This window comes from Caballeronia sp. LZ019 (genome assembly GCF_031450825.1).
In the GTDB taxonomy this organism is placed as follows: Bacteria; Pseudomonadota; Gammaproteobacteria; order Burkholderiales; family Burkholderiaceae; genus Caballeronia.
The window spans coordinates 630,181-651,958 of the sequence record NZ_JARTVZ010000001.1 but is presented as its reverse complement, the minus strand read 5'-3'; the positions used below and the strand labels follow the sequence as shown (position 1 = coordinate 651,958).

Here is a 21,778-nt window from a genome sequence, read left to right as displayed (position 1 = left end):
CGCGCGATCACACATACACATACCGCACCAGATGAAAAAACACCGGCGCAGCAAAGCAGATCGAATCCACCCGATCCAGCATTCCGCCGTGTCCCGCGATCATCGTTCCCCAGTCCTTCGCGCCGAGCGAGCGCTTCACCGCCGAGAGCACGAGCCCGCCGACGAACCCCGTCAGCACGATTGCAAGCGACATCAGCAACGCCGCGCCGAAGCTGAACGGCGTCACGCGATACAGCGCCGCGCCGCATAACGCCGCGAGCAGGCCGCCGCCGACGAATCCCTCCACCGTCTTCGATGGCGACAGCACCGGCGCGATCTTGCGCCGCCCGAACAGCTTGCCGACGACATACTGCAGCACATCGCTCAACTGCACGACGAGCAGGAAATAGAACAGCAGCAGCGCGTTTTGTCCGCGATAACCGGGAATATCGAGCGTCAGCAACGCGGGCGCATGGCTCAGTCCGTAGACGCAGACCATCAGCGCCCAGTTGATGCGCGCATTGCGGCTCAGGAAATCGCGCGTGTCCTGCGTGACGGCCGACAGCAGCGACATCGCGAAGAAAAGATGCACCGGCACGAAGATCGAATACATCCCGTACCAGTCGATGCCGAGCAGCACGTACTGCGCCGGCACCGCCACGAAGAACGCGACGAAGAGGGTCGTGTGATCGCTCGGCGTCGTCGGCGTGAGCGTGATGAACTCGCGCAACGCGAGATACGAGAGCAGCGCGAATACCACGTACGTCGCCTTGTCGCCGAGACCGATGGCGATGACCATCACCGCGATCATTCCCCACCACGCGTGGATGCGCTGGTTCAGGTTGATGATCGTCGCGTTCGTGGCCTTGGTGCGTGCGCCGAGGATCGCGCCGATGATCGTCGCCACGGCGAGCACGCCGGTGACGCCGGCCACGAGTTTCCAGAATGTTGTCGGCATGATTTCCTTGATGTGCGAAATATCCGCGTCACTGCGCGGTGGATTGCGGCGCGAGCGCGATCACGGCATCGCGCATACGGGCGAGGAACGAAGCCTTGTCTTCCCCTTCGCGCCGCGCCTCCGATGCGCCGAAGTGCAGCTTGCAGATGAGCGGTATCGGCACGAGCGCGCCCTTCGGCATGATCCGCTGCAGGTTCTCCAGATAAACCGGCGCAAGCTCGACATGCGGAAATTCGCTCGCCAGATGAAAGAGCCCGCTCCTGAAAACTTGCGGCAGCGCATCCGCCCCACGCGTGCCTTCCGGAAAAATGATGATGGAATGCCCCTGCGCGAGCGCGTCGCGTACGGGGTCGAGCGGATCGCCTTCCGTTTCGCGGCGGCGATCGATCAGCACGACGTTGAGCAGCTTCTGCGCGATATGTCGCTTGAGCGGGCCCGAATCCCAGTAGTCGCGCGCGGCGACCGGCCGCACCGCATTGCGCAGACCGCGCGGCAATGCGGCCAGAATGGCGAGGGTATCGATATGGCTCGTGTGATTCGAGAAGTACAGCTTCTGTGCCGCGGATGGCGCTCCGCCGTGCCAGAGCGGATAAGCGCCGGCCACGAGCCGCACGAAAGCGAGAAGCAGGTCGCGCTGCCACCTGTGGATGAGTTTCATCGGTCGAGTGTTCGAGTTGTCGTCAGGGCGCTATTCCTGTCATAGCGCCGGCGTGGAAGCAATCGGCCTTGACGACTTATGCCAAATATCTTCTGTGTTGCCACAAATGCGCCTGTTTAATGAGCTTGGGAATCCTGACGGTTGACGGGCCCGTCGCGGGTCGCGATAGTAGCGCGTTTATGTCCGGCCACACGGCACCCCCATTCCATGAGCCTTTACGCACTCAAACCCCGCTTCCAGAATTTCTTGCGCCCTTTGACCGGCTGGCTGGCGCGGCACGGCGTGACGGCGAATCAGGTGACGGTCGGTGCGGCAATCGGATCGATCGCGGTCGGTGCGATGGCGGGACTTGCGTATCCGCATCACGCCATGTTCCTGCTGATTCCCGTCTGGCTCTTCGCGCGGATGGCGCTCAACGCCATCGACGGCATGCTCGCCCGCGAGCACGGCCAGAAAAGCACCCTGGGCGCGTATCTGAACGAAATGGGCGACGTGATATCCGATATCGCATTGGTCCTGCCGTTTCTCGCCGTCGCGGGATTCCCTTCGGCCGATGTCTGGCTTTTCGCGCTGACTGCGGTGATCGTCGAATGCGCGGGGTTGATCGGACCGCTCGCGGGCGCGAGCCGTCGTTACGACGGGCCGTTCGGCAAGAGCGATCGCGCGTTCGTCATCGGGGCGTTCGCGTTGTGGGTCGGCCTGGGGTACGGCATCGGCGAAAGCGCGGTGTGGCTGTGGCGCGCGCTGATCGCGCTGGCCGTGCTGACGGCGATGCGTCGCGTGCGGGCGGGCATCGCCGAGGCCGGCGGCCGTTGAAGACGCGGCACGCGGCCGCTCGGGTCAGCTGATGTAGACGAGCTGATCGCCGTTGGCGTCCTCATGACGGAAATAGCCGATGCGCCCCGCGCGCACGTCGAGCAGCACGGCGTCGATGCCGCTCACTTCGCTGCCGTCTGCGCGGCATCCGGCGATGTTGGCGAACGAATAGCCGGTGCGCGCGACTTGCCGCTTGAGGTCCATCAGACGCTTGATCGCGCCTTGCCTTGAGGTGAAATATCGGGTCATTGAGCCAGCGAAACGTCCGGTCGCAGGAAGCTCGAAGCGTAGGACGAATCGTCGGACAATGATGTGCGGTAGGCGACGCAAGCCCGTATGCGACACTGCACGGCGGTGAGCTTGCGCTCGCAACGGCAGACAAGGACGATGATGAACGACGTGATTCTCCCCGAGGACGACTACGGCGCGACGCTCGGCGACGTGCTCGCGCTGCTGGAGCAGGGCCGGCAGGCGGCGGCGCGCAGCATCAACGCGCTGATGACGGCGACCTACTGGCGCATCGGGCATCGCATCGTCGAATTCGAGCAGGGCGGCGCGGGCCGCGCGGCGTACGGACAGGCGCTGTTGCGGCGGCTGTCGGCCGATCTGACGACGCGCTTCGGGCGCGGTTTCGGCGTCGACAATCTCGAATTGATGCGGCTTTTCTATCAGGCTTATCCGGCATTGCCCGCCGCGACGACCGAAGCGATTTCCGAATCGCGGAATCGGAAATCCGGCGTATCGGCCGCGAAGGCGAAATCCGAATCGGCGATTCGGAATTCAACGCTCGCGCAACTGGCCGAGCGATTCCCGCTTTCATGGACGCACTACGTCCATCTGATGCGACGCACGCGCTCCGACGACGAACGCCGCTTCTACGAGGCGCAAGCCCTGCACGGCGGCTGGAGCGTACGGCAACTCGACCGGCAGATCGGCAGCCAGTTCTACACCCGCACGCTGATGTCGCGCGACAAGCGCGCGATGCTGGAGAAAGGCGGCATCGCGGAGCGCGGGGACATCGTGACGCCCGAAGAAGCCATCAAGGACCCGTACGTGCTCGAATTCCTCGACCTCAAGGACGAGTATTCGGAAAGCCAGCTGGAAGACGCGCTGATTCATCGGCTCGAAGACTTTCTGCTCGAGTTGGGCGGCGACTTCACATTCGTCGGGCGGCAGCGCCGCTTGCGCATCGGCGATAGCTGGTATCGCGTCGATCTGCTGTTCTTTCATCGACGGCTGCGGTGTCTCGTGATCATCGACCTGAAGCTCACCGAACTCAATCACGCCGATGTCGGGCAGATGCACATGTACTGCAATTACGCGAGGGAGCACTGGACGCTGCCCGGCGAGAATCCGCCTGTCGGCCTCATTCTTTGCGCGCGGACGAACGCGGCCGTGGCTCGCTATGCGCTCGACGGCCTGCCGAACAAGGTGCTCGCAGCGGAATATCACATGATGCTGCCTGACGAAAAGGTGCTCGCCGAAGAACTGGCCAGGGTTCGGCGCGAATGGGAAGCGGGCAGGGCGGGCGCGGACGAAGGGGAATGAGCGCGTCGCGCTTCGGGAGCTTGAACGCCGCGCTGGATTGCCTATAGTAAGTCTGCGCGCGTCGGGGCCGGCACGTCCCTCCGCCCAAAAAAAGAAGAGGAGGGTCAGCGTCATGTCCACCGATTCGAACCGTTCGCAGCATGATGCCGGCACCGCCCGGCGCGGCTTCGTCAAGCGGGCGAGCGTCGCCGTTGCCGCGCTTGCCACCGGCCCGTTGTCTATCGAAGGCGCGCGCGCCGGCGCATTGACGAAAGCCCAGCGCAAAAGCATGACGCCGGACCAGATCATCCAGGTCATGAAACGGGGAAACGCCCGGTTCCAGAAGGGCGAACGAAAAGCGCGCAACTATCTGAGCGAACAGCGGGCGAGTGCCGCGGGGCAGTATCCCGCAGCCGTGCTGCTCAGTTGCATCGATTCGCGCGCGCCGGCGGAAGTCATCATGGACCTCGGTATCGGCGATATCTTCAATTGCCGGATCGCCGGCAATGTCGAGAACGACGATATCCTCGGAAGCATGGAATTCGCGTGCAAACTGTCCGGCGCGAAAGTCGTGCTGGTGATGGGCCACACCGCATGTGGCGCGATCAAGGGCGCCATTGCCAACGCCGAGCTGGGCCATCTCACCGGCTTGCTGGACCGGATCAAGCCGGCGGTACAGGCCACCCCGTACGACGGCGACCGATCCGCGACCAACTACGCGTTCGTCGATGCCGTCGCGCGCAAGAACGTCGAGATGACGGTCGCGGCCATTCGGCGCGACAGTCCCGTGCTTGCCGGTCTCGAGACTGACGGCACGATCCGGATCGTCGGCGCGATGTACGACCTTCGAACCGGCGCGGTGAACTTCTTCGGCTGACTCGCCGTTACTGCCGGCGCAAACCCGACGAAGCGCCCCGCGAACGAAGCGTGCGCCCGCCGCCATGGCGATATCGCTCAGCGACGGCAGCGCAAAACCGTTGCGTGTGCTGGGCCGGTTGAACTAGCGCCACACCGACTCAGCGATCCCCGCCAGCGCGCACAACACGACGACGGCAAGCGGCGGCGTCTTCCACCGCGTGAGCAAGACGAAGCCGCACACTGCGATGCCAAAGTCGACGGCCGAACGAACCGCGCTCGTCCAGACCGGCGAATAAAGCGCCACGCCCAGCAATCCGACGACCGCCGCGTTCACGCCGGCCAGCATCGCGGCGACGGAAGGTCGCGAGCGCAGCGCCTGCCACCAGGGCAACGCCGCGACGACGAGCAGCAGCCCCGGCAGAAAGATGCCGGCGGTTGCCACGAGCGCGCCGGCCCAGCGAGCCGTCGGGCCGGCCGCCATCCAGCCGAGATACGACGCGAACGTGAAAAGGGGACCCGGCACCGCCTGCGCCGCGCCATAGCCGGCGAGAAAGTCGTTCGGCGATATCCATCCCGTCGCGACGGTCTGCTGCTGCAACAGCGGCAGCACGACATGACCGCCACCGAAAACCAGCGCGCCCGAACGATAGAACGCGTCGAAGATAGCGATGGGATGAACGTCGCGAGTCAGGGACGATAGCGGCAGACCAAACAGCAACGCACAGAACACAGCCAGCGCGATGACGCCCGCCGTGCGCGACACGCGAAACTCATGCTCGCAGGCGGCCGGCCGATTCGCCGGTGTCGCCGTCTCACGGCACAGCACGAGTCCGAGCACCGCGCCGCATCCGATCACGATGACTTGCGCATAGACGGTCGTCAGCACGCCGAGCGCGACGATTGCGGCAAGCGCCATGCCCGCGCGCCGTCGATCGGGGCACAGCCGGCGCGCCATGTCCCACACCGCCTGCGCGACCACCGCCACGGCGACGAGCTTCAGTCCGTGAATCAGGCCATCGCCGACCGGCCCGCCGACGCGCGGCGCGATCACGGCGAAGGCGACGAGCAACAGCACGGACGGCAGCGTGAAGCCGCACCACGCGGCGAGGCCGCCGAGCCAGCCCGCCCTGAGCAGGCCGATCGAAAAGCCGGTCTGACTGCTCGCAGGCCCCGGAAGAAACTGGCACAGGCCGACGAGATCGGTGAACGTTTCGTCGTCTAGCCAGCGCCGGCGCTCGACGAATTCCCGGCGGAAATAGCCGATGTGCGCAACCGGGCCGCCGAAGCTCGTCAGGCCCAGCTTCAGGAAGGCCACTAGCACTTCGAGTGCGGCTCGCGTTCGGGCTTGTGTCGCAGCGGTCATGTGCGGTTCGTGGATCATGGAGGGGAACAGGGCATCCGGTTGTGATCGTCATCGCGTGAGCTACAGATTGCAGCGCATACGCGGCTTTCTGTTCGCTAACCATGTCCTTTGACTTTGCTTTGCTTGCTCATTCGGCTCCCGGCGTATCGGTGCGCGCGGGCAGGGGCGAGCTAATATACCTCCACGAACAAGAGCACACGACATGCGACCCGAAGCACACCGGAGACAGAAAGCAAATGCAAAAGGAAGATCCAGAGGCCGGAGGCCTGTCGAAAGGCCTGACCAACTACGGTGACCGCGGCTTCGCGTTATACCTGCGCCGCTCGTTCGCAAAATCGATGGGTTATTCGACGGACTTGCTGAACAAGCCGATAGTAGGCATCGCGACCAGCGGCTCCGGCTTCAACAATTGCCACCGCGGAATGCCCGAGCTCGTGGATGCAGTGAAACGCGGCGTCCTCGCAGCCGGCGGCATGCCGATAGACTTTCCGACGATCTCGTTAGGCGAAGTCTTCCTGAACCCGACGTCGATGATGTTCCGCAACCTCATGAGCATGGACGTCGAGGAAATGCTGCGCGCGCAGCCGATGGACTCCGTCGTGCTCATCGGCGGTTGCGACAAGACCGTTCCCGCGCAGCTGATGGGCGCCGCCGCCGCCGATATCCCCGCCGTGCAACTCGTCGTCGGCCCGATGATGACCGGCCGTCACCAGGGGGAACGCCTCGGCGCCTGCACCGACTGCCGCCGCTTCTGGGCGAAGTTCCGTGCGAACGAGGTCAGCGGGCACGAAATCGATCAGATCGAAGGGCGTCTCGCGACCACCGCCGGCACCTGCGCCGTCATGGGCACCGCAAGCACCATGGCCTGCATCGCCGAAACGCTCGGCATGTCGCTGCCCGGCACCGCCGCCATCCCCGCCGTGCATGCGGACCGCATCCGCGCAGCCGAAGCCAGCGGCGCACGCGCGGTGCAACTCATTCGCGAACCTCTGCGGCCAAGCCAGATCATCACCGCGAAGTCGGTCGAGAACGCCGTGCGCGTGCTGCTCGCCATCGGCGGATCGACCAACGCGATCATCCATCTCACGGCTGTCGCGGGACGGCTAGGCATTCCCGTGTCGCTCGAAAGGCTCAACGCCATCTCCGATGAAACTCCCGTGCTCGTCAACCTGAAGCCGACCGGCGAGCACTACATGGAGGACTTCTTCGCTGCCGGAGGCATGACAGCCGTGCTGCGCGAACTGGAACCCCAACTGCATCTCGACGCGATCACCGTGACCGGCGAAACGCTCGGCGAGCGCATCGCGGCCGAACGCGAGGCGTGGGTCGATCATCGTATCGTCAGGAAGTCGTCCGACCCGGTGGAGCCGCAAGGCGGGCTCGTGGCGCTGTTCGGTTCGCTCGCACCGCGCGGCGCGATCCTCAAGCGCTCCGCCGCCGACAAATCGCTGTTCGAGCAGGAAGGGCGCGCGGTCGTGTTCACGTCGCTCGAAGACCTGGCGGCGCGCATCGACGATCCCGGTCTCGATGTCGAGGCAAACGACATCCTCGTGCTGCAGAACGCCGGCCCCGCGAGCGGCACAGGTATGCCCGAAGCCGGCTATCTGCCGATCCCGAGGAAGCTCGCGCAACAGGGCGTGAAGGACATGCTGCGCATCTCCGATGCACGCATGAGCGGCACGGCCTATGGAACCATCGTGCTGCACGTCACGCCGGAAGCCGCGCTCGGCGGGCCGATCGGACTCGTGCGCAACGGCGACCGCATTCGCCTCTCCGTGCGCGAGCGCCGCATCGACCTGCTCGTCGATGAAGCGGAGCTCGCGCGCCGGGCGCAGGACGTGAAGCCGCCCGAGCGCATCGCGCGGGGCTATCAGAAGCTGTATCAGGAGCGCGTGCTGCAGGCCGACGCCGGATGCGACTTCGACTTCCTGCGCGCGGCGTCCAAAGACGCCTCATCCGCCGACGAAGCCGGTTCGTGAAGAGCACGCGAACGCGCGCCGTATAATACGCGCCCGCGCATCCGATGATGCGCGCTGGCACTCGGCCCGGTTCCATCGAATCGGGTTTTTCTAATCCGAACTCCTGCTGCAAACAGCTCGAAGCAACAAAGAAGGCCCCGCGTGGATGACCTTTTCCAATCCGTGAACGCGTTCTTTGCGTTCATCGCGCCTGTCTCCGACTTTCTCTGGGACTTCCCCACCAACTTCAAGGCTTACTCGCGAATCCCGGTGCTCGGGCAGTTTCCGTTCGCGATCCTGCTGCTCGTCGGCGTCGGCATTCACTTCACCATTCGCACGCGTTTCATCCAGACGATGAACATCGGCAGGATCGTGCGCATCATGCTGCGCAGGCAATCATCGAGTACCGGGGTGAGCGCGCTCGCATCGTTCATGCTCGGACTCGCGATGCGCGCGGGGCCCGGAAACATCGTCGGCATTACGGGCGCGATCTCGGTCGGCGGTCCGGGCGCGCTGTTCTGGATGTGGGTCGCCGCATTCTTCGGCATGGCGACGGCCTTCATGGAATCGACGCTCGCGCAGCTGTTCAAGGAAAGGAAGGACGACGAATTCGTCGGCGGCCTGCCGTTCTATGGACGACGCATTCTCGGCGGACGGCGCTTCGTCGGCGCCTTCCTGTCGCTCGTGTTCATCGTCTATGCCTTGTTCAACGTGCCGCCGCAAACGTTCAACGTCTTCACGGCGATCGGCACCATCGCCGATACGGTGGCCGGCACGCATCTCGCGCGGCAATCGACGGTCTATTACTTCATCGCGGCTGGGCTCGTGCTGGCGTGCGCGTTCATCATCATGGGCGGCATCCGGCGCGTGACCGCTTATACCGATGTGCTCGTGCCCATCAAGGCGACGCTTTTCTGCGTGATGTCGCTCGTCATCATCCTCATCAATCTGCCGCTCATTCCGTACTTCTTTCACGAGGTCGTCGTCGGCGCGTTCGCACCGCATGCGCTGTTCGGCGGCGCGATCGGCACCGCGCTTGCGCAAGGCGTCAAGCGCGGGCTGATGTCGAACGAAGCGGGGCAGGGGACCATCACGATGGCCGCCGCCATCGCCGATAACGATCACCCCTGCGAACAGGGCTTCGTGCAAAGCCTCGGCGTGTTCTTCGATACGATGGTCATCTGCACGATGACGGGCTTCATCGTCGTGATGGCGCACGTGTGGACCGGCACGGTCGATGGCCAGGCGTGGGAATCGGTGCGGGCGTCGAAAATCACGGTGTATCTGGCGTCGGTGGAAGCGCTGGTCCCGGCGTGGGCCGGCGACGTGATCCGCATCGTCATGTGCGTCTGCTACGGACTCTTCGCGTTCACCACCTTGCTCGGCATGATTTCGTTCGCCGAAATATCGGCGAACTTCATCTCGCGCAGTCCACGTTTTATCGCGGGCATACGCGTGCTCGGATCGCTCGTGTTCGTGCCGTTCGGCGCGCTGACCGTGCTTGCGGGGCTTGAATTGCCGAACCTGTGGGCGCTGTCGGATCTCATGAACATCGTGATGGTGCTGCTCAACGTGCCGATCGTGCTGCTCGGGCAAGGGCTCGTGTATCGGGCGCTCGCGCATTATCGGGCCACGCGCGGCGGCCCCTTCCGGTCCGACGACATCGGCGTGCGGACCCAGTACTGGTCCGCACGAAGCCGCGACGATTCGAAAGCGCGCGCGGGCGAAAAGACCCGCGCGGAAGCCTGAGTCACGCGCCGCCCCATTGCATCGATAGTCCGCCGTCGATGGTCCATGTCTGTCCGGTGACGTAGTCGCCGTCATCGGACGCGAGGAAGAGCGCAACACGCGCGATTTCCTCCGGCTGTCCCGGCCGATGCCACGGAATCACCGACATCGATTTCTCGCGGGCGTCCGGATCATCAAGGCGTTTTTGCGTCATCGGCGTCTGGATCAGCCCCGGCGCGATATTGTTCACGTTGATCCTGTCCTCGGCGACTTCACGCGACAGGCTGCGCGACAGCGATCCGAGCGCGGCTTTCGCCATGCCATAAGGCGCGCTTTCCGGCGTGGGAAGATGCTGCGCCACCGACGATATATTCACGATGCGCCCGCCGCCCCCGCTCGCCCGGCGCAGCTTCACGAACGCGCGGCAGCAATAGAGCGGACCGAACAGGTCCGTCCTGATGACCGTCTCGAGCTGTTCGTCCTCCAGCTCCGCGACTTCGGCGCCGCCCGCGCCGACGCCCGCGTCGTTGACGAGGATGTCGAGACCGCCGAGCTGCGTCGTTGTTTCCTCGAACATCCGCGCGACCGAAGCGGGATCGCCGACATCGGCCTGCAAGACGATTGCCCGCCTGCCGGTGGCCGCGACTTGTTCCGCTGTCTTCTCCGCGCCCGCGCGGTCGGTGTGGTAGATCACGGCGACGTCCGCGCCTTCTTCGGCGAACAGGATCGCGATGGCCTGACCGATGCCGGAATCGCTTCCGGTGACGAGCGCCTTTCTCCCTTGCAGTTTCATCTCTGTTCCTCGTAGTCGTTGAGCACATGGATGGCCGCGTGCCGGCGCAGCGCGGCGTCGCTCTGCGTGCCAGCAAGGCGCATACATGGCCGGGCAGCCAATTCGAAAGACCTGTCGGGGCCATCTAATCTGTTTATCGGACAGCGTCGCGCCTCGTACTCCTTCGAGTCCGTGTCAGCAAGGCGATGCGTTGCCCCACGCACGCGTTCCGGCGTTTCACGCGCTGGTTAACCCGCCCTTCCGCCGCCCCGGCGCACGAGCCATTTTGACCCCCGGCAGCAACGTACTCCGATGCCGATAGCGATACGCGGCACAACTATTTGAAGAGGGAGACTCATGAAACGCATGAATCGCTTTGGGATGGCACGGTCGGGCGCAGCCTCGCTCCTGACATTGTTCGTCATGTGCATGACCGCCGTGCTGAGCGCCGCGTGTGGCAGCGACGGCAGTAGCGACAGCGCGCCGGCAAGCAATGCGCCGCTGTCCGTGGTGAAGCCCGTCGTCGATTGCTCGAAGCTCGCTTCGGTCGATCTCAGCGATATCGGCGGCGCGGGCAGCGCGATCAGCTCCGCGACGGTCACGGCCGCGACCATCAACGGCGCGTCGGTCAACTTCTGCACGGTGAAGGGCACGCTTGCCCCTTCCAATACGTTCGAAGTCGCGCTTCCCGTCGATTCATGGACGCAACGCTTCGCTGAACTCGGCTGCGGCGGTCTGTGCGGCAATCTCAGCGATCCGACCAAGCAAAGCTCGTTCAGCTTCAGCTATACGTGCCCGCTCGTGCAGCAGGGCGGCTTCGTCACTGCGGCAACCGATATGGGCCACTCGGGGCAAAGCGCCGCATGGACCACGGACCCGCAAAAGCAGGCCGATTTCGCTTATCGCGGACAGCACATCACCACGCTCGCCGCCAAGAAGCTGATTCAGGCTTACTACGGTCAGGCGCAGAAGTATTCGTACTTCGTCGGCTGCTCCGATGGCGGCCGCGAAGCGCTGATGGCCGCGCAGCGTTATCCGTCGGATTACAACGGTATCGTCGCGGGTGCGCCGGCTGCGCATTTCCAGATTCAGAACTCGCTGTATCACGGATGGAGCGTCGAATCGAACAGCACGACGGGCACGAGCGCGGGCAAGGCGGTGCTGTATGCCGACAAGGCGGAAGTACTGCACAAGGCGGTCGTGGCGGCTTGCGGCGGGCAATCGGGGGCGGCTGACGGGCTCATCGTCGATCCGCGCGTGTGCCACTTCGATCCCGCATCGATTCAATGCCCGGCGAGCGCATCGGATACGAGTAGCTGCCTGACCGCCGCCGAAGTCGCGACGGCCACGAAGATCTATTCCGGCCCGACCGATTCGACCACCGGCGTGCGGATGCTCGGCGGCTCGCCGCAATACGGTTCGGAGGCGAACTGGATCGGCGTGGAAGTGCCGACCTCGAACTCGACCGATGCGCCGGTTCCCGTCACGAGCCTCTTCAGCTATACGATCGTTTCCGGCGCGTACAACCTCATCTTCACGGGTTCGCCGGCGACGCCGAACATCGATACCTTCGGCTATCAGGACGCGAACTTCTATCCGGGCTATCTGCAGTCGAACCACGCGCTCAACGACGCGACCAATCCCGACTTGTCCGCGTTCAGGAAGGCCGGAGGCAAGCTGATTCTGTGGCACGGCTGGGCCGATCAGCACATCTCGCCGCTCTATACGATCGCGTATTACCAGGCGGTGCAGAACACGATGGGCGAAGCCAGCGCGAACGAATTCACGCGGCTCTACGTCGTGCCGGGCGTGGGTCATTGCGGCGGCGGCGAGGGCTTTCCGAACATCGACCTGGTGTCGCAGATCACCGGCTGGGTGGAGCATGACGCAGCGCCGAACGCGGTGATGTCGTATCAGACCGACACGGCGAACAAGGTCACGGCGTCGCGTCCGGTGTATCCGTATCCTGCTGTCGCGAAGTACACCGGCAGCGGCGACTGGCACGACGGCGCGAACTACACGCAAGGCGCGCCGCTCTATACCGCAGCGGCGCCCGCCTGGGCAGGCTCCAGCTTCTATGCGCCGTATGCACCAAAAACGCAGGGCGTAGCGGCGCCGTAAGTCGCGACGCACGCCTGGCTCAACGCGCAATGCCGTGTTACACGGCATTGCGCTTTCTTTTTGCCTCGGTGCTGCGGGTTAGACGCAGATTCAATCGCCGATGGCGCCCCGTAGATCGAACTCGACTTGCGTTTAGCGAAGCGTGCAGACCGATTGCCAGCGCTTGCGCATCGATCAGCTTCGCGCAGGTTTCCAAACTCGCGCGTGATGATCGCGGACGATGGCGCAGGACCTTATCGCAAAGATTCGCGGCAACGCGGTCAAGCCGATCAGGCATGTCGGGTTGTCGCACTATCACGCGGCGCGCGTACTGCGGACGTCCGCGTATTTTCCGGAAGGCGCACGGCATGTGATCGGAGTCGCGGCACCTCGCCATGCACATCCGGACGACAGGGCGCGACAACGAAATGCGGGAAGCGCTGCGGGGGTTGATGCCACGCTTCTCGCACTCGGCCGGCTTCACGAAACCTTGCACCGCACCAAAATTCCGTGGTAGAAGCACCGCTGCACGCGCGTCTCTCGACGCGCCAACTGGCAACGAACCAAGCGGCAGCAGCGGCTAAGGAGCAGAAGGTGAGAAGGACCGCCGAAAACAAGTTGAAGGTGGTCGCGGTACGCGTCGAGCCGGCGATCGAACAGAGATTGCGGCTATTGGCAGAAGTAACGGGACACAAGCAGTCGTTTTTCCTGCAACAGATGATCGAACGCGGCATCGGTCAGATGGAAGAAACGTGGTTGCCGCAAGCCATGCTCGAACAAGTGCGCGACGGATCGTTGCAGCCGAGGCCGCCAGCGAGCGACGCCACACCGGACCTCTTCAGCGATTACGCAGACTAAAGAAACACGCGAACGGCACACGCCAACCTTTCGAATTCCTAACGTCCCGAGCACCATCGTGCGCCAGGCGGGACATCTGGCGGGAATTCGTCTTGCTAATTCTCCGCGAATACGACAATTTGCCTCGCAGCGTGGGGAACCGCGCTCCGGTTCCTCATAAGCGTCTGCTACGCTCGTCGAACGAGGAGCGGCGCTTCGCAGCCGCTTAATACAAGCAAAATTGGCAGGCAAGCCTTTTGATTTCGTTGTGTTGGTTGCCGCACGGTCGGGGCATCGGCGGCTTGGGACGATTTCGAGTCCATCCCCACCCGGTGAACGACGTCAGGCGCTCGTGAACGAAACGGGGCTTGAACTTACGACCAATATTACAAAATCAGTCACACGGAGAATACCCGGATGTCGCTTTCGAAACGGCTCTTTGACAGCGCAAAGGTGTGGTTGCCGGACGATGTGTTCCTGAGCTTCGTTCATCGCAGGCGCATTGGGCGATTCCCGAACTTGCGGCGTCCCCTTACGTTCAACGAGCAAATTCTGCGGCGCTGTCTGCACCCCGATCCGCGCTATGTCAACTTGAGCGACAAGCTCGCGGTGCGCGACTACATCGCACGCAAGATCGGCCCGCAATATCTGATTCCACTGCTCGCGGCGCCCTCCGTCTTCACGAAAACCGTCTTCGACGAACTGCCGAACGCCTTCGTTATGAAAGCCAATCACGGCAGCGGTTTCGTGAAAGTGGTCCGCGACAAGTCGACGACCTCGTTCGAAGAACTCTCGCAGCTCGCGCAATCGTGGCTGTCGACGGACTTCTACCGCATCGCGCGCGAGCGGCACTATCGGGCGATCAAGCCGCGCATCTTCTTCGAAGAACTGCTGCTCGACGACACCGGCACCGTGCCGCCCGACCTCAAGTTCCACGTCTTCAACGAGAAGTCCGGCAAGCAGACGATCTTCATCCTCGTGATCTCCGACCGCTTCGGCGAAACGCCGCACGGCGACACGTTCGATGCGAACTGGAATCTGCAGAACATCCGCTTCGGTCATTACAAGCCGAGCGACAAGCCCGTGCCGCGACCCGCGAACCTCGATGCGTTGCTGAAGACCGCCGGTGAACTCGCCAGAGACTTCGAGTACGTGCGCGTCGATCTCTACTCGCTGCGAGAGCAGATTTATTTCGGCGAGCTAACGTTCACTCCGGGCGCGGGTGTGTTGCGCATGTCGCCGGACAGCGTCGATTACGAATGGGGCCGCATGCTCGAAACGATACGCCAGCAGTGGGCCACCGAGAAAGCCTGATCACGCTTCGGCGTCCCGCCTGGCCACGCAGAGGTCGATGAACCGCTGCACCGGCTGCGGCAGCGTCGCGCCACGCCGGGTCGCGATGCCATACGGCGGGCCGCGCCGGTCGATCCTGATGGGCAGCACGGCGACGAGCCCGTGTTCCTCGAAGTAGCGCGCGACCTTCATCGGCACGAGACCGACCGTCCCGCTTCCCGAACGCAGCAGCGAGAGCGTCGCGAACGTCGATGACGTTTCGATCGCATAGCGCGGAAACGGCAGCTGCCTGTCGTCGAAGAGCTGTTCGAGCAGCGAGCGCATTGGCAGCGCGGCCTGCGGCACGATCCACGGATTGCCGCTCAGGTCCGCAAGCTCGATGCTCTCCACCTTCGCCAGCGGGTCCGCGCCGTCCACGACAAAGCACACCTCCTCCGCTTCGAGCGGCACGAAGTCGTAAGCATCCGGATGCACGCTGGTGCTGGGCCTGCCGATAACCAGATCGAGCAGGCGCTGATCGAGCATCGACAGCAGCCGCGCGCTGTTGTCCTCCCACACTTCCACCGATATATCCGGCTGCACCTCGCGCAACGATTTCAGGATCGGCGTGAGCCATACGGGCATCGATCCCATCACCGCGCCGATCGCGAGCGTCCCGCCGCCACCGCGCATGATCGCCGCGAGTTCGTCGCGCAATGCGCCGATCTCCGATCGCACGGCACGCGCATGGCGAATCACGCAGCGCCCGAGCTCATTCGCGACGATGCCGCGCGGCGAACGCGCGAACAGTTCCGCGCCGAACATCGCTTCGATCTCGCGCAGGGATTTCGTCGTCGCGGGCTGGGAGAGCGAGACCTGTTGCGCGGCACGGCGAAGGGAGCCGTGGTCGTCGAGCGCGATCAACAGCGCCACGTGGTTCCCGCGCAAGCGCCGCAGGATCGCGTCGATACTGGTTATCACCGATATAACCCCACTGATTCACCTGATCGGAACGTTTCATTATCTGGCCCGGCCCCGTCCTCTCTACACTGATTCCGTCGATGCCCGATGCCTTTGGTGCGGCAGATCATAGCCGCAACGCGCATGGCGCTCAAACACACAACGAACATGGAGAGACGCAATTGAAACGAATCGGTATCGATGTCGGCGGCACGTTCACCGACGTCGTCATGGTGGATGACGAAACGGGCCGCATCTGGTCGACCAAGGTTCCGACGACGCCGAAGGATCGCGTTATCGGCACCGTGGAAGGCTTTCGCAAGATTCTCGAGCTGTCGGGAGCCGCGAGCACGGACGTGTCCTTCCTCGGGCACGGCACGACGATGGCGACCAACATGGTCGTCGAAGGCACCGGCGCGAAAACCGCACTCGTCACGACGCACGGCTTTCGCGACATCCTCGAACTGCGCCGTGTTTCGCGCCACGACCGCGCCGATCTCTACGATCTGCTGTTCGATAACCCGCGTCCGCTCGTCGAGCGCCGCTGGCGGCTCGAAGTGACCGAGCGCATGCGTTACGACGGCACCGTCGCGACGCCGCTCGATCACGCCGAACTCGAACGCATCGCCGCGCAGATCCGCGAATCGGATGTCGAAGCCGTCGCCGTGTGTCTCCTGCACGCGCATGTGAATCCGCAGCACGAACGCGAAGCCGTCGATGCGCTTCGCCGCCTGCTGCCGGACCGCTTCATCTGCGCATCGCACGAAGTCAATCCCGAAGCGATGGAGTACGAACGCGCCAGCTCCACCGTCATCAACGCGATGCTCGGGCCGGTCTGCGGCCGCTATATCGGCCGGCTCATCAATGCGCTCGCGCAACTGGGCTTCGCGGGCAAGTTCCTGTTCATGCAGTCCAACGGCGGCCTCGCGAGCCCGGCGATGGTCGCGGACCGCCCCATCGTCCTGCTCGAATCGGGACCGGCGGGCGGCGTATCGGCGGCGATCCGCAACTGCGAGAAGAGCGAGCTGAAAAACGCGATTCTCGGCGACATGGGCGGCACCACGTTCGATGTCTCGCTGATCCGCGATTTCCGCCCCGAACTGCGCAACAAGAGCGTGCTGCACACCTACACGGTGCGCTCGCCGAGCATCGATATCGATTCGGTCGGCGCAGGCGGCGGCTCCATCGTGTGGATCGATGCGGGCGGCGGCGTGCGTATCGGACCGGAAAGCGCGGCAGCCGATCCCGGCCCCGCCTGCTATGGACGCGGCGGTACGCGCCCGACCGTCACCGACTGCAATCTCGTGCTCGGCTATATCGATCCCGACAGCTTCCTCGGCGGCGAATTCAAGCTGGATGCAAAGGCCGCGTGGCGTGTCGTCGATGAAGTGATCGCCAGGCCGCTGGGTCTCTCGGTGCCGGAAGCGGCGCAAGTGGTGCGCTCCGTCGCGAACGCGCTGATGGCGCAGGCCATCCGCATCATGACGGTCGAGCGCGGCTACGATCCGCGCGAATTCAGCTACATCTGCTACGGCGGCGCGGGCCCGGTGCACGCGGTCGATCTCGCGCAGGAAATGGGGATTCGCCGCGTCGTGATTCCGCCGCTGCCGGGACTCTTCAGCGCGTTCGGCATGACCGTCGCCGATCAGCAATACGACTATCAGCGTCCGCTCGAAAGCGATCTCGCGAAGATCGACGACGCCACATTGAGCGGCGCGCTCGACGATCTGCGCGCACAGGGCATGGAAGAGCTGCAGCGGCATGGCGTCGATGCACAGGGCGTAAAGGCGGTGCGTCTCGCCGATTGCCGCTACGCCGGCCAGCCCGATGTGATCACCGTCGAAGTGCCGGACGACACGCAAGGCGTCTGCGATGCGCTCGCGGCGAACTTCGAGGCGGCGCATCTGCGGCAGTGGAACTTCGTGAGCAAGGACAAGCCGATCGTCGTCGCGAACGTGCGGCTGCAACTCGTCACGTCAACCGGCTGGCGCGGCAGCGCGGCGCAGAAGAACGGCGGCGCGACGCCCGCGCCGACGCGCACCCGCGACGTGTACTTCGACGGCAACGTCCGCACGCTGCCCGTGTTCGCCCGCACCGAGATTCCGGTGGGCGCGAGCATCGAAGGGCCGGCCGTGATCGAAGAGCACAGCAGTTGCGCGGTGCTGAAGGCGTCGCACGTCGCGCGCGTCGATCGTGATCTCAACCTCGTCATCGAACTGGCAGCCTGATTCATGGACATCGTTACCTACGAAATCATCCGCAGCAGTCTCTTCGCCGTTGCGCGCGAAATGAAAATCGCGATGATGCGCACCGCGGGCAGCCCGCTGATGCACGCAAGCGGCGACTCGTCAGCCGCGATCTTCGACGCCGATATGCAACTCGTCGCCCAGGGCAACGACATCCCGACGATGCTCGGCTCGGCCGTCATCTCGACGCGCGTCTCGGTGGAAGCCGTGGGCCGCGAGAACCTGCGGCCCGGCGATGTGATCGTCAGCAACGACGCGTATGTCGGCGGCGGCAATCACCAGCCGGACGTGCAGTTCACGCGCCCCGTGTTCGCCGGCGGCAAGATCGTCGCGTTCGTGATGACGCGCGGGCACTGGACGGATATCGGCGGGCAATCGCCCGGCAGCTACACCGTCACGACGTGGGATATCTTCGCGGAAGGCATCCGCATTCCGCCGGTCCTGCTGTATCGCAACGACGAGCCGGTGAAGGACATGCTGAACCTGCTCACGAAGAACAGCCGCAACGCGCACGAACTGCGGCTCGACATCCAGGCGCAATACGCGGGCACCTTCGTCGGCGACAGGCGTATCGGCGAACTCGTCGCGAAGTACGGCGCGGATGCGCTCGCCGAAGTGATGAGCCAGAGCCTCGACCATTCCGAGAAGCTGATTCGCGCGGAAATCGCGCGCATTCCGGACGGCGTCTACGAAGCGGAAGAGTATCTCGATCCGATCGAAGCGCCGGGCTGGAAGCAGGAGCGTCCGCTTCTGAAAGTGAAGGTGACGGTCGAAGGCGATCACATCACGTTCGATTACACCGGCACCGGCGCGCAAGTGCGCGGCGGCATCAACTGCCCGCTTTCCGTCACCTGCAACAGCACGTGGTTCACCGTGAAGGCGCTGACCGATCCGGCAATCCAGATCAACCAGGGCTGCTATCGCCCCGTGACGATCATCGCGCCCGAAGGCAGCGTGCTCAACTGCCAGTACCCGGCGTCGGTGGTGTCGGGCAATACGGAGACTTCGCCGCGCGTGATCGATCTCTTGCTGAAAGCCCTCGCGCCCGCAGTGCCGGAACGCATCACCGGCCAAAGCAATTGCGCGTCGTGCGCGGGGATTTTCAGCGGCCGCGATACGGACCCGGCGCGCGTCGCCGAAACGGGCCAGGCGTTCGTCACGATGCACGACGTCCACGCGGGCGGCATGGGCGCGCGCGCCGAGAAGGACGGCGTGAGCGGCGTGCGCGTGTATGTGGGCAATGCGGGTAGCCAGTCCATCGAAATGATCGAAGCGACGTCGCCGCTCGTCGTCGAGGAATGGTCGCTCGTCACCGACAGCGGCGGCGCGGGACGCCGGCGCGGCGGGCTGACGTCGCGGCGTGTGTATCGCGTCGAATACGACGAAGCGACGTTCACGGTATCCGGCGAGCGCGGACGCTCGGCGCCCGAAGGCCACTTCGGCGGATTGCCCGGCACGCGCTTTCAGTGCACGGTGCAGCGTGCCGACGGCAGCGAGCAGAAAGTCGCGGCGAAGGGCGGCCAGACGGTGGTGTATCGCGGCGATCGCGTGACCGTGCAGCCCGCAGGCAGCGGCGGATACGGCGATCCCGCCACGCGCGAACGGGATCGCGTCGCCGCCGATGTCGCCGATGGCTACATCAGCGAGGACGCCGCGCAGCGCTTCTACGGCTACGGCCAGAGCGTCACGCACGAAGAGCCCGCGCTCGCGGTGGCCGCCGAATGAACGCGCACGACGATAGCTCCTCGCGGCTGCCGCTCGAAGGCGTGTGCGTGGTCGAGATCGGCCACAGCCTCGCCGCGCCCTACGCGGGCATGATCCTCGGCTCGCTGGGCGCGTCGGTCATCAAGATCGAGAGCGCGGACGGCGGCGACTATGCCCGCGACTGGGGCCCGCCCTTCATCGACGGCGCGGCGGCGCTCTTTCATGCGGTCAATCACGGCAAATCGAGCATCGCGATGTCGCTGTCGAATCCGGATGAAGCCGATGCGCTGCGCGAACTCATCCGCAGCCGCGCCGATGTGGTGCTGCAGAATCTGAAGGCGGGCGGCACCGAGAAGTACGGCCTCGGCGCGGACGACATGCGGCGCTCGAAGCCGTCGCTCGTGTACTGCAATCTCGGCGCGTTCGGCACGTCGGGACCGTTGCGCGACAAGCCCGGCTACGATCCGCTCGTGCAGGCGCTCTCGGGCCTCATGAGCTTTCTCGGGCAGCCGGGCGAACCGCCGAGCCGCATCCCCGTATCCGTCAACGACATGGGCACGGGGCTATGGGCCGCGATCGGCGTGCTGGCCGCGCTGTTCCGGCGGCAGCAGACGGGCGAGGGCGAAGTCGTCTCGGTCTCGCTGTACGAGACGGCGATCAGCTGGGCGGGCATCCAGATCGCTGACTATCTTGCATCGGGCGTGCTGCCGGGACGCTGGGGCTCCGGCACGGCCGCGATCGTGCCGCATCAGGCGTTCGAATGCGCGGACGGCACGATCATGGTCGCAGCCGGCAACGACCGCCTGTTCCGCCGCCTATGCGACGTGCTCGCCGTCCCCGCGCTCGCCGCCGATGCGCGCTTCGCCACCAACGGCGCGCGCGTGCAGAACCGCGTCGAGCTGATCGACCTGTTGCACGCCCGGTTCCGCCAGGCGGGCGGCGCGCACTGGCTCGCCGCGCTCGATGCAGCCGGCATTCCGAGCGGCCCGCTTCAGACCATCGACCAGGTGGTCGCACACGAGCAGACGAAGGCGCTCGATCTCTTGCGCACCACCGACGACGGCGCGGCAACGGTCGTCGGCGTGCCGATTTCGTTCGGCGGCGCGCGGCCCGCGCATGTGGGCCGGACGCCGAAGCTCGGCGAACACAATCATCTGCTGGCCAAGACGCCACTGGAGACACCTTGAAACTGGCACAACAACTCGGCCACGTGCCGCTCGAAACGCTGCAGCTCGAAGAGATCGACCAGCATATCCTGGTCGTGACGCTCAACCGTCCGGCCGTATCGAATGCGATCAGCACGACGATGGGTCACGAGATCATCCGCGTGTTCGGCGCGCTGGAGGCCGATCCGTCGCTGTATCGCTGCGTCATCTTGACGGGCGCGGGCGATCGCGCGTTCTGCGGCGGCGCGGACCTGAAGCAGCGCGAAGGCATGACCGATGACGACTTCGGCGTGCAGCACTATCTCTTCGAACGCATGAACCGCGCGATCACGTATTGCCCGCTGCCGCTCATTTGCGCGGCGAACGGATCGGCGGTGGCGGGCGGACTCGAACTGCTGCTCGCCTGCGATTTCGCGTACGCCGCGAAAGACGCCGTATTCGGCTTCACCGAAGTCAAGCGCGGCATCATGCCGGGCGGCGGCGGCACGCAGCAGTTGCCGCGCACCATCGGCACGCGGCGCGCAAAGGAGCTGATCTTGCGGGGCGCGCGCTTCACCGCCGACGAGGCGCTCGCCTGGGGCGTCGTCAACCGGCTGTGCGAGCGCGGCCGCGTGCTCGCCGATGCGATCGAAGCCGCACGCGATATCTGCACGAGCGCGCCGCTTTCCGTCGCGCAGGCGAAGAAGGCCATCGATCTCGGCATTCAGGGCGATTTGCGCACGGGCCTCTACGTCGAAATCGAGGCGTATAACCGCCTGATCCCGACTGCCGACAGACAGGAAGGCATCAGCGCGTACAACGAAAAGCGGACGCCCGCGTTCAAGGGCCGCTGACCGCGGACGCAGGAACGCAGCATCGAGCAGGAAGCCAAGCACC

Annotated in this window: 18 protein-coding genes and 1 pseudogene; 13 read left to right on the top strand and 6 right to left on the bottom strand. The window is 64.6% G+C overall.

Annotated features, from left to right (window positions below; genetic code table 11):
* Positions 1–7: 7 nt before the first annotated feature.
* Both P9255_RS02905 and P9255_RS02900 read right to left on the bottom strand, forming a co-directional pair.
* The gene (locus P9255_RS02905) at positions 8–937 is read right to left on the bottom strand and encodes a phosphatidate cytidylyltransferase (RefSeq protein WP_309768793.1); all 930 of its coding nucleotides are present in this window, start codon (positions 935–937) and stop codon (positions 8–10) included.
* A gap of 28 nt (positions 938–965) precedes the next feature.
* Positions 966–1,595 (bottom strand): lysophospholipid acyltransferase family protein, encoded by a 630-nt coding sequence (locus P9255_RS02900; protein WP_309768792.1) that lies wholly within the window; start codon positions 1,593–1,595, stop codon positions 966–968.
* Positions 1,596–1,802: 207 nt separating this feature from the next.
* On the opposite strand from P9255_RS02900, the gene P9255_RS02895 reads away from it, so the two are divergent.
* The gene (locus tag P9255_RS02895) at positions 1,803–2,411 is read left to right on the top strand and encodes a CDP-alcohol phosphatidyltransferase family protein (RefSeq protein WP_309768791.1); all 609 of its coding nucleotides are present in this window, start codon (positions 1,803–1,805) and stop codon (positions 2,409–2,411) included.
* Positions 2,412–2,435: 24 nt separating this feature from the next.
* On the opposite strand, the gene P9255_RS02890 is transcribed toward P9255_RS02895, so the two are convergent.
* Positions 2,436–2,660, bottom strand: a complete 225-nt coding sequence (locus P9255_RS02890) for a hypothetical protein (RefSeq protein ID WP_309768789.1) — start codon at positions 2,658–2,660, stop codon at positions 2,436–2,438.
* 141 nt (positions 2,661–2,801) lie between these two features.
* Between P9255_RS02890 and P9255_RS02885 the strand changes: the two genes are divergently transcribed.
* Complete coding sequence (locus tag P9255_RS02885; RefSeq protein ID WP_309768939.1) at positions 2,802–3,959, top strand: PDDEXK nuclease domain-containing protein; 1,158 nt, start codon at positions 2,802–2,804, stop codon at positions 3,957–3,959.
* A 112-nt stretch (positions 3,960–4,071) separates the two neighbouring features.
* Positions 4,072–4,815, top strand: coding sequence for a carbonic anhydrase family protein (locus tag P9255_RS02880; RefSeq protein WP_309768788.1), 744 nt, complete (start codon positions 4,072–4,074; stop codon positions 4,813–4,815).
* A gap of 123 nt (positions 4,816–4,938) precedes the next feature.
* On the opposite strand, the gene chrA is transcribed toward P9255_RS02880, so the two are convergent.
* On the bottom strand, positions 4,939–6,159 hold the full coding sequence (chrA, locus tag P9255_RS02875) for a chromate efflux transporter (RefSeq protein ID WP_309768787.1): 1,221 nt from the start codon (positions 6,157–6,159) through the stop codon (positions 4,939–4,941).
* Between the two features lie 236 nt (positions 6,160–6,395).
* On the opposite strand from chrA, the gene P9255_RS02870 reads away from it, so the two are divergent.
* Both P9255_RS02870 and P9255_RS02865 read left to right on the top strand, forming a co-directional pair.
* On the top strand, positions 6,396–8,138 hold the full coding sequence (locus tag P9255_RS02870) for an IlvD/Edd family dehydratase (RefSeq protein WP_309768785.1): 1,743 nt from the start codon (positions 6,396–6,398) through the stop codon (positions 8,136–8,138).
* Positions 8,139–8,279: 141 nt separating this feature from the next.
* Positions 8,280–9,866: an amino acid carrier protein gene (locus tag P9255_RS02865; RefSeq protein ID WP_309789116.1), complete on the top strand. Its 1,587-nt coding sequence runs from the start codon at positions 8,280–8,282 to the stop codon at positions 9,864–9,866.
* Position 9,867: 1 nt separating this feature from the next.
* On the opposite strand, the gene P9255_RS02860 is transcribed toward P9255_RS02865, so the two are convergent.
* Positions 9,868–10,638 carry a 3-oxoacyl-ACP reductase family protein gene (locus P9255_RS02860; RefSeq protein WP_309768782.1) on the bottom strand — a complete coding sequence of 257 codons (771 nt, stop codon included), beginning with the start codon at positions 10,636–10,638 and terminating at the stop codon, positions 9,868–9,870.
* 336 nt (positions 10,639–10,974) lie between these two features.
* Between P9255_RS02860 and P9255_RS02855 the strand changes: the two genes are divergently transcribed.
* From P9255_RS02855 to P9255_RS02840, 4 genes and pseudogenes are all read left to right on the top strand, one after another.
* Complete coding sequence (locus tag P9255_RS02855; protein ID WP_309768781.1) at positions 10,975–12,738, top strand: tannase/feruloyl esterase family alpha/beta hydrolase; 1,764 nt, start codon at positions 10,975–10,977, stop codon at positions 12,736–12,738.
* A gap of 220 nt (positions 12,739–12,958) precedes the next feature.
* Positions 12,959–13,093: pseudogene (locus P9255_RS02850) on the top strand (MBL fold metallo-hydrolase); the annotation flags it as partial.
* Between the two features lie 218 nt (positions 13,094–13,311).
* Positions 13,312–13,575: a hypothetical protein gene (locus P9255_RS02845; RefSeq protein WP_309768780.1), complete on the top strand. Its 264-nt coding sequence runs from the start codon at positions 13,312–13,314 to the stop codon at positions 13,573–13,575.
* A 396-nt stretch (positions 13,576–13,971) separates the two neighbouring features.
* Complete coding sequence (locus P9255_RS02840) at positions 13,972–14,868, top strand: ATP-grasp fold amidoligase family protein (protein WP_309789115.1); 897 nt, start codon at positions 13,972–13,974, stop codon at positions 14,866–14,868.
* Here the strand turns inward: P9255_RS02840 and P9255_RS02835 are convergent, their stop codons facing one another.
* Positions 14,869–15,807, bottom strand: coding sequence for a LysR family transcriptional regulator (locus P9255_RS02835; protein ID WP_309789114.1), 939 nt, complete (start codon positions 15,805–15,807; stop codon positions 14,869–14,871). It abuts the gene before it with no gap.
* 161 nt (positions 15,808–15,968) lie between these two features.
* Between P9255_RS02835 and P9255_RS02830 the strand changes: the two genes are divergently transcribed.
* The 4 genes from P9255_RS02830 to P9255_RS02815 are packed head-to-tail and all read left to right on the top strand — an operon-like array spanning position 15,969 to position 21,735.
* The gene (locus P9255_RS02830) at positions 15,969–18,014 is read left to right on the top strand and encodes a hydantoinase/oxoprolinase family protein (RefSeq protein ID WP_309768777.1); all 2,046 of its coding nucleotides are present in this window, start codon (positions 15,969–15,971) and stop codon (positions 18,012–18,014) included.
* Between the two features lie 3 nt (positions 18,015–18,017).
* Complete coding sequence (locus P9255_RS02825) at positions 18,018–19,757, top strand: hydantoinase B/oxoprolinase family protein (protein ID WP_309768776.1); 1,740 nt, start codon at positions 18,018–18,020, stop codon at positions 19,755–19,757.
* Positions 19,754–20,923 (top strand): CoA transferase, encoded by a 1,170-nt coding sequence (locus P9255_RS02820; protein ID WP_309768775.1) that lies wholly within the window; start codon positions 19,754–19,756, stop codon positions 20,921–20,923. The genes P9255_RS02825 and P9255_RS02820 overlap by 4 nt, the downstream gene beginning before the upstream one ends.
* Positions 20,920–21,735, top strand: a complete 816-nt coding sequence (locus P9255_RS02815) for an enoyl-CoA hydratase-related protein (RefSeq protein WP_309768774.1) — start codon at positions 20,920–20,922, stop codon at positions 21,733–21,735. Before P9255_RS02820 ends, P9255_RS02815 begins: the two co-directional genes overlap by 4 nt.
* Positions 21,736–21,778 lie beyond the last annotated feature (43 nt).

Excerpts from the sequence above, each read along its gene's own strand:
- P9255_RS02820 (WP_309768775.1), top strand. The coding sequence starts at position 19,754 with ATGAACGCGCACGACGATAGCTCCTCGCGGCTGCCGCTCGAAGGCGTG.
- P9255_RS02870 (WP_309768785.1), top strand. The coding sequence starts at position 6,396 with ATGCAAAAGGAAGATCCAGAGGCCGGAGGCCTGTCGAAAGGCCTGACC.
- P9255_RS02880 (WP_309768788.1), top strand. The coding sequence starts at position 4,072 with ATGTCCACCGATTCGAACCGTTCGCAGCATGATGCCGGCACCGCCCGG.
- P9255_RS02855 (WP_309768781.1), top strand. The coding sequence starts at position 10,975 with ATGAAACGCATGAATCGCTTTGGGATGGCACGGTCGGGCGCAGCCTCG.
- P9255_RS02840 (WP_309789115.1), top strand. The coding sequence starts at position 13,972 with ATGTCGCTTTCGAAACGGCTCTTTGACAGCGCAAAGGTGTGGTTGCCG.
- P9255_RS02885 (WP_309768939.1), top strand. The coding sequence starts at position 2,802 with ATGAACGACGTGATTCTCCCCGAGGACGACTACGGCGCGACGCTCGGC.
- P9255_RS02905 (WP_309768793.1), bottom strand. The coding sequence starts at position 937 with ATGCCGACAACATTCTGGAAACTCGTGGCCGGCGTCACCGGCGTGCTC.
- chrA (WP_309768787.1), bottom strand. The coding sequence starts at position 6,159 with ATGACCGCTGCGACACAAGCCCGAACGCGAGCCGCACTCGAAGTGCTA.
- P9255_RS02890 (WP_309768789.1), bottom strand. The coding sequence starts at position 2,660 with ATGACCCGATATTTCACCTCAAGGCAAGGCGCGATCAAGCGTCTGATG.
- P9255_RS02825 (WP_309768776.1), top strand. The coding sequence starts at position 18,018 with ATGGACATCGTTACCTACGAAATCATCCGCAGCAGTCTCTTCGCCGTT.
- P9255_RS02860 (WP_309768782.1), bottom strand. The coding sequence starts at position 10,638 with ATGAAACTGCAAGGGAGAAAGGCGCTCGTCACCGGAAGCGATTCCGGC.
- P9255_RS02900 (WP_309768792.1), bottom strand. The coding sequence starts at position 1,595 with ATGAAACTCATCCACAGGTGGCAGCGCGACCTGCTTCTCGCTTTCGTG.
- P9255_RS02895 (WP_309768791.1), top strand. The coding sequence starts at position 1,803 with ATGAGCCTTTACGCACTCAAACCCCGCTTCCAGAATTTCTTGCGCCCT.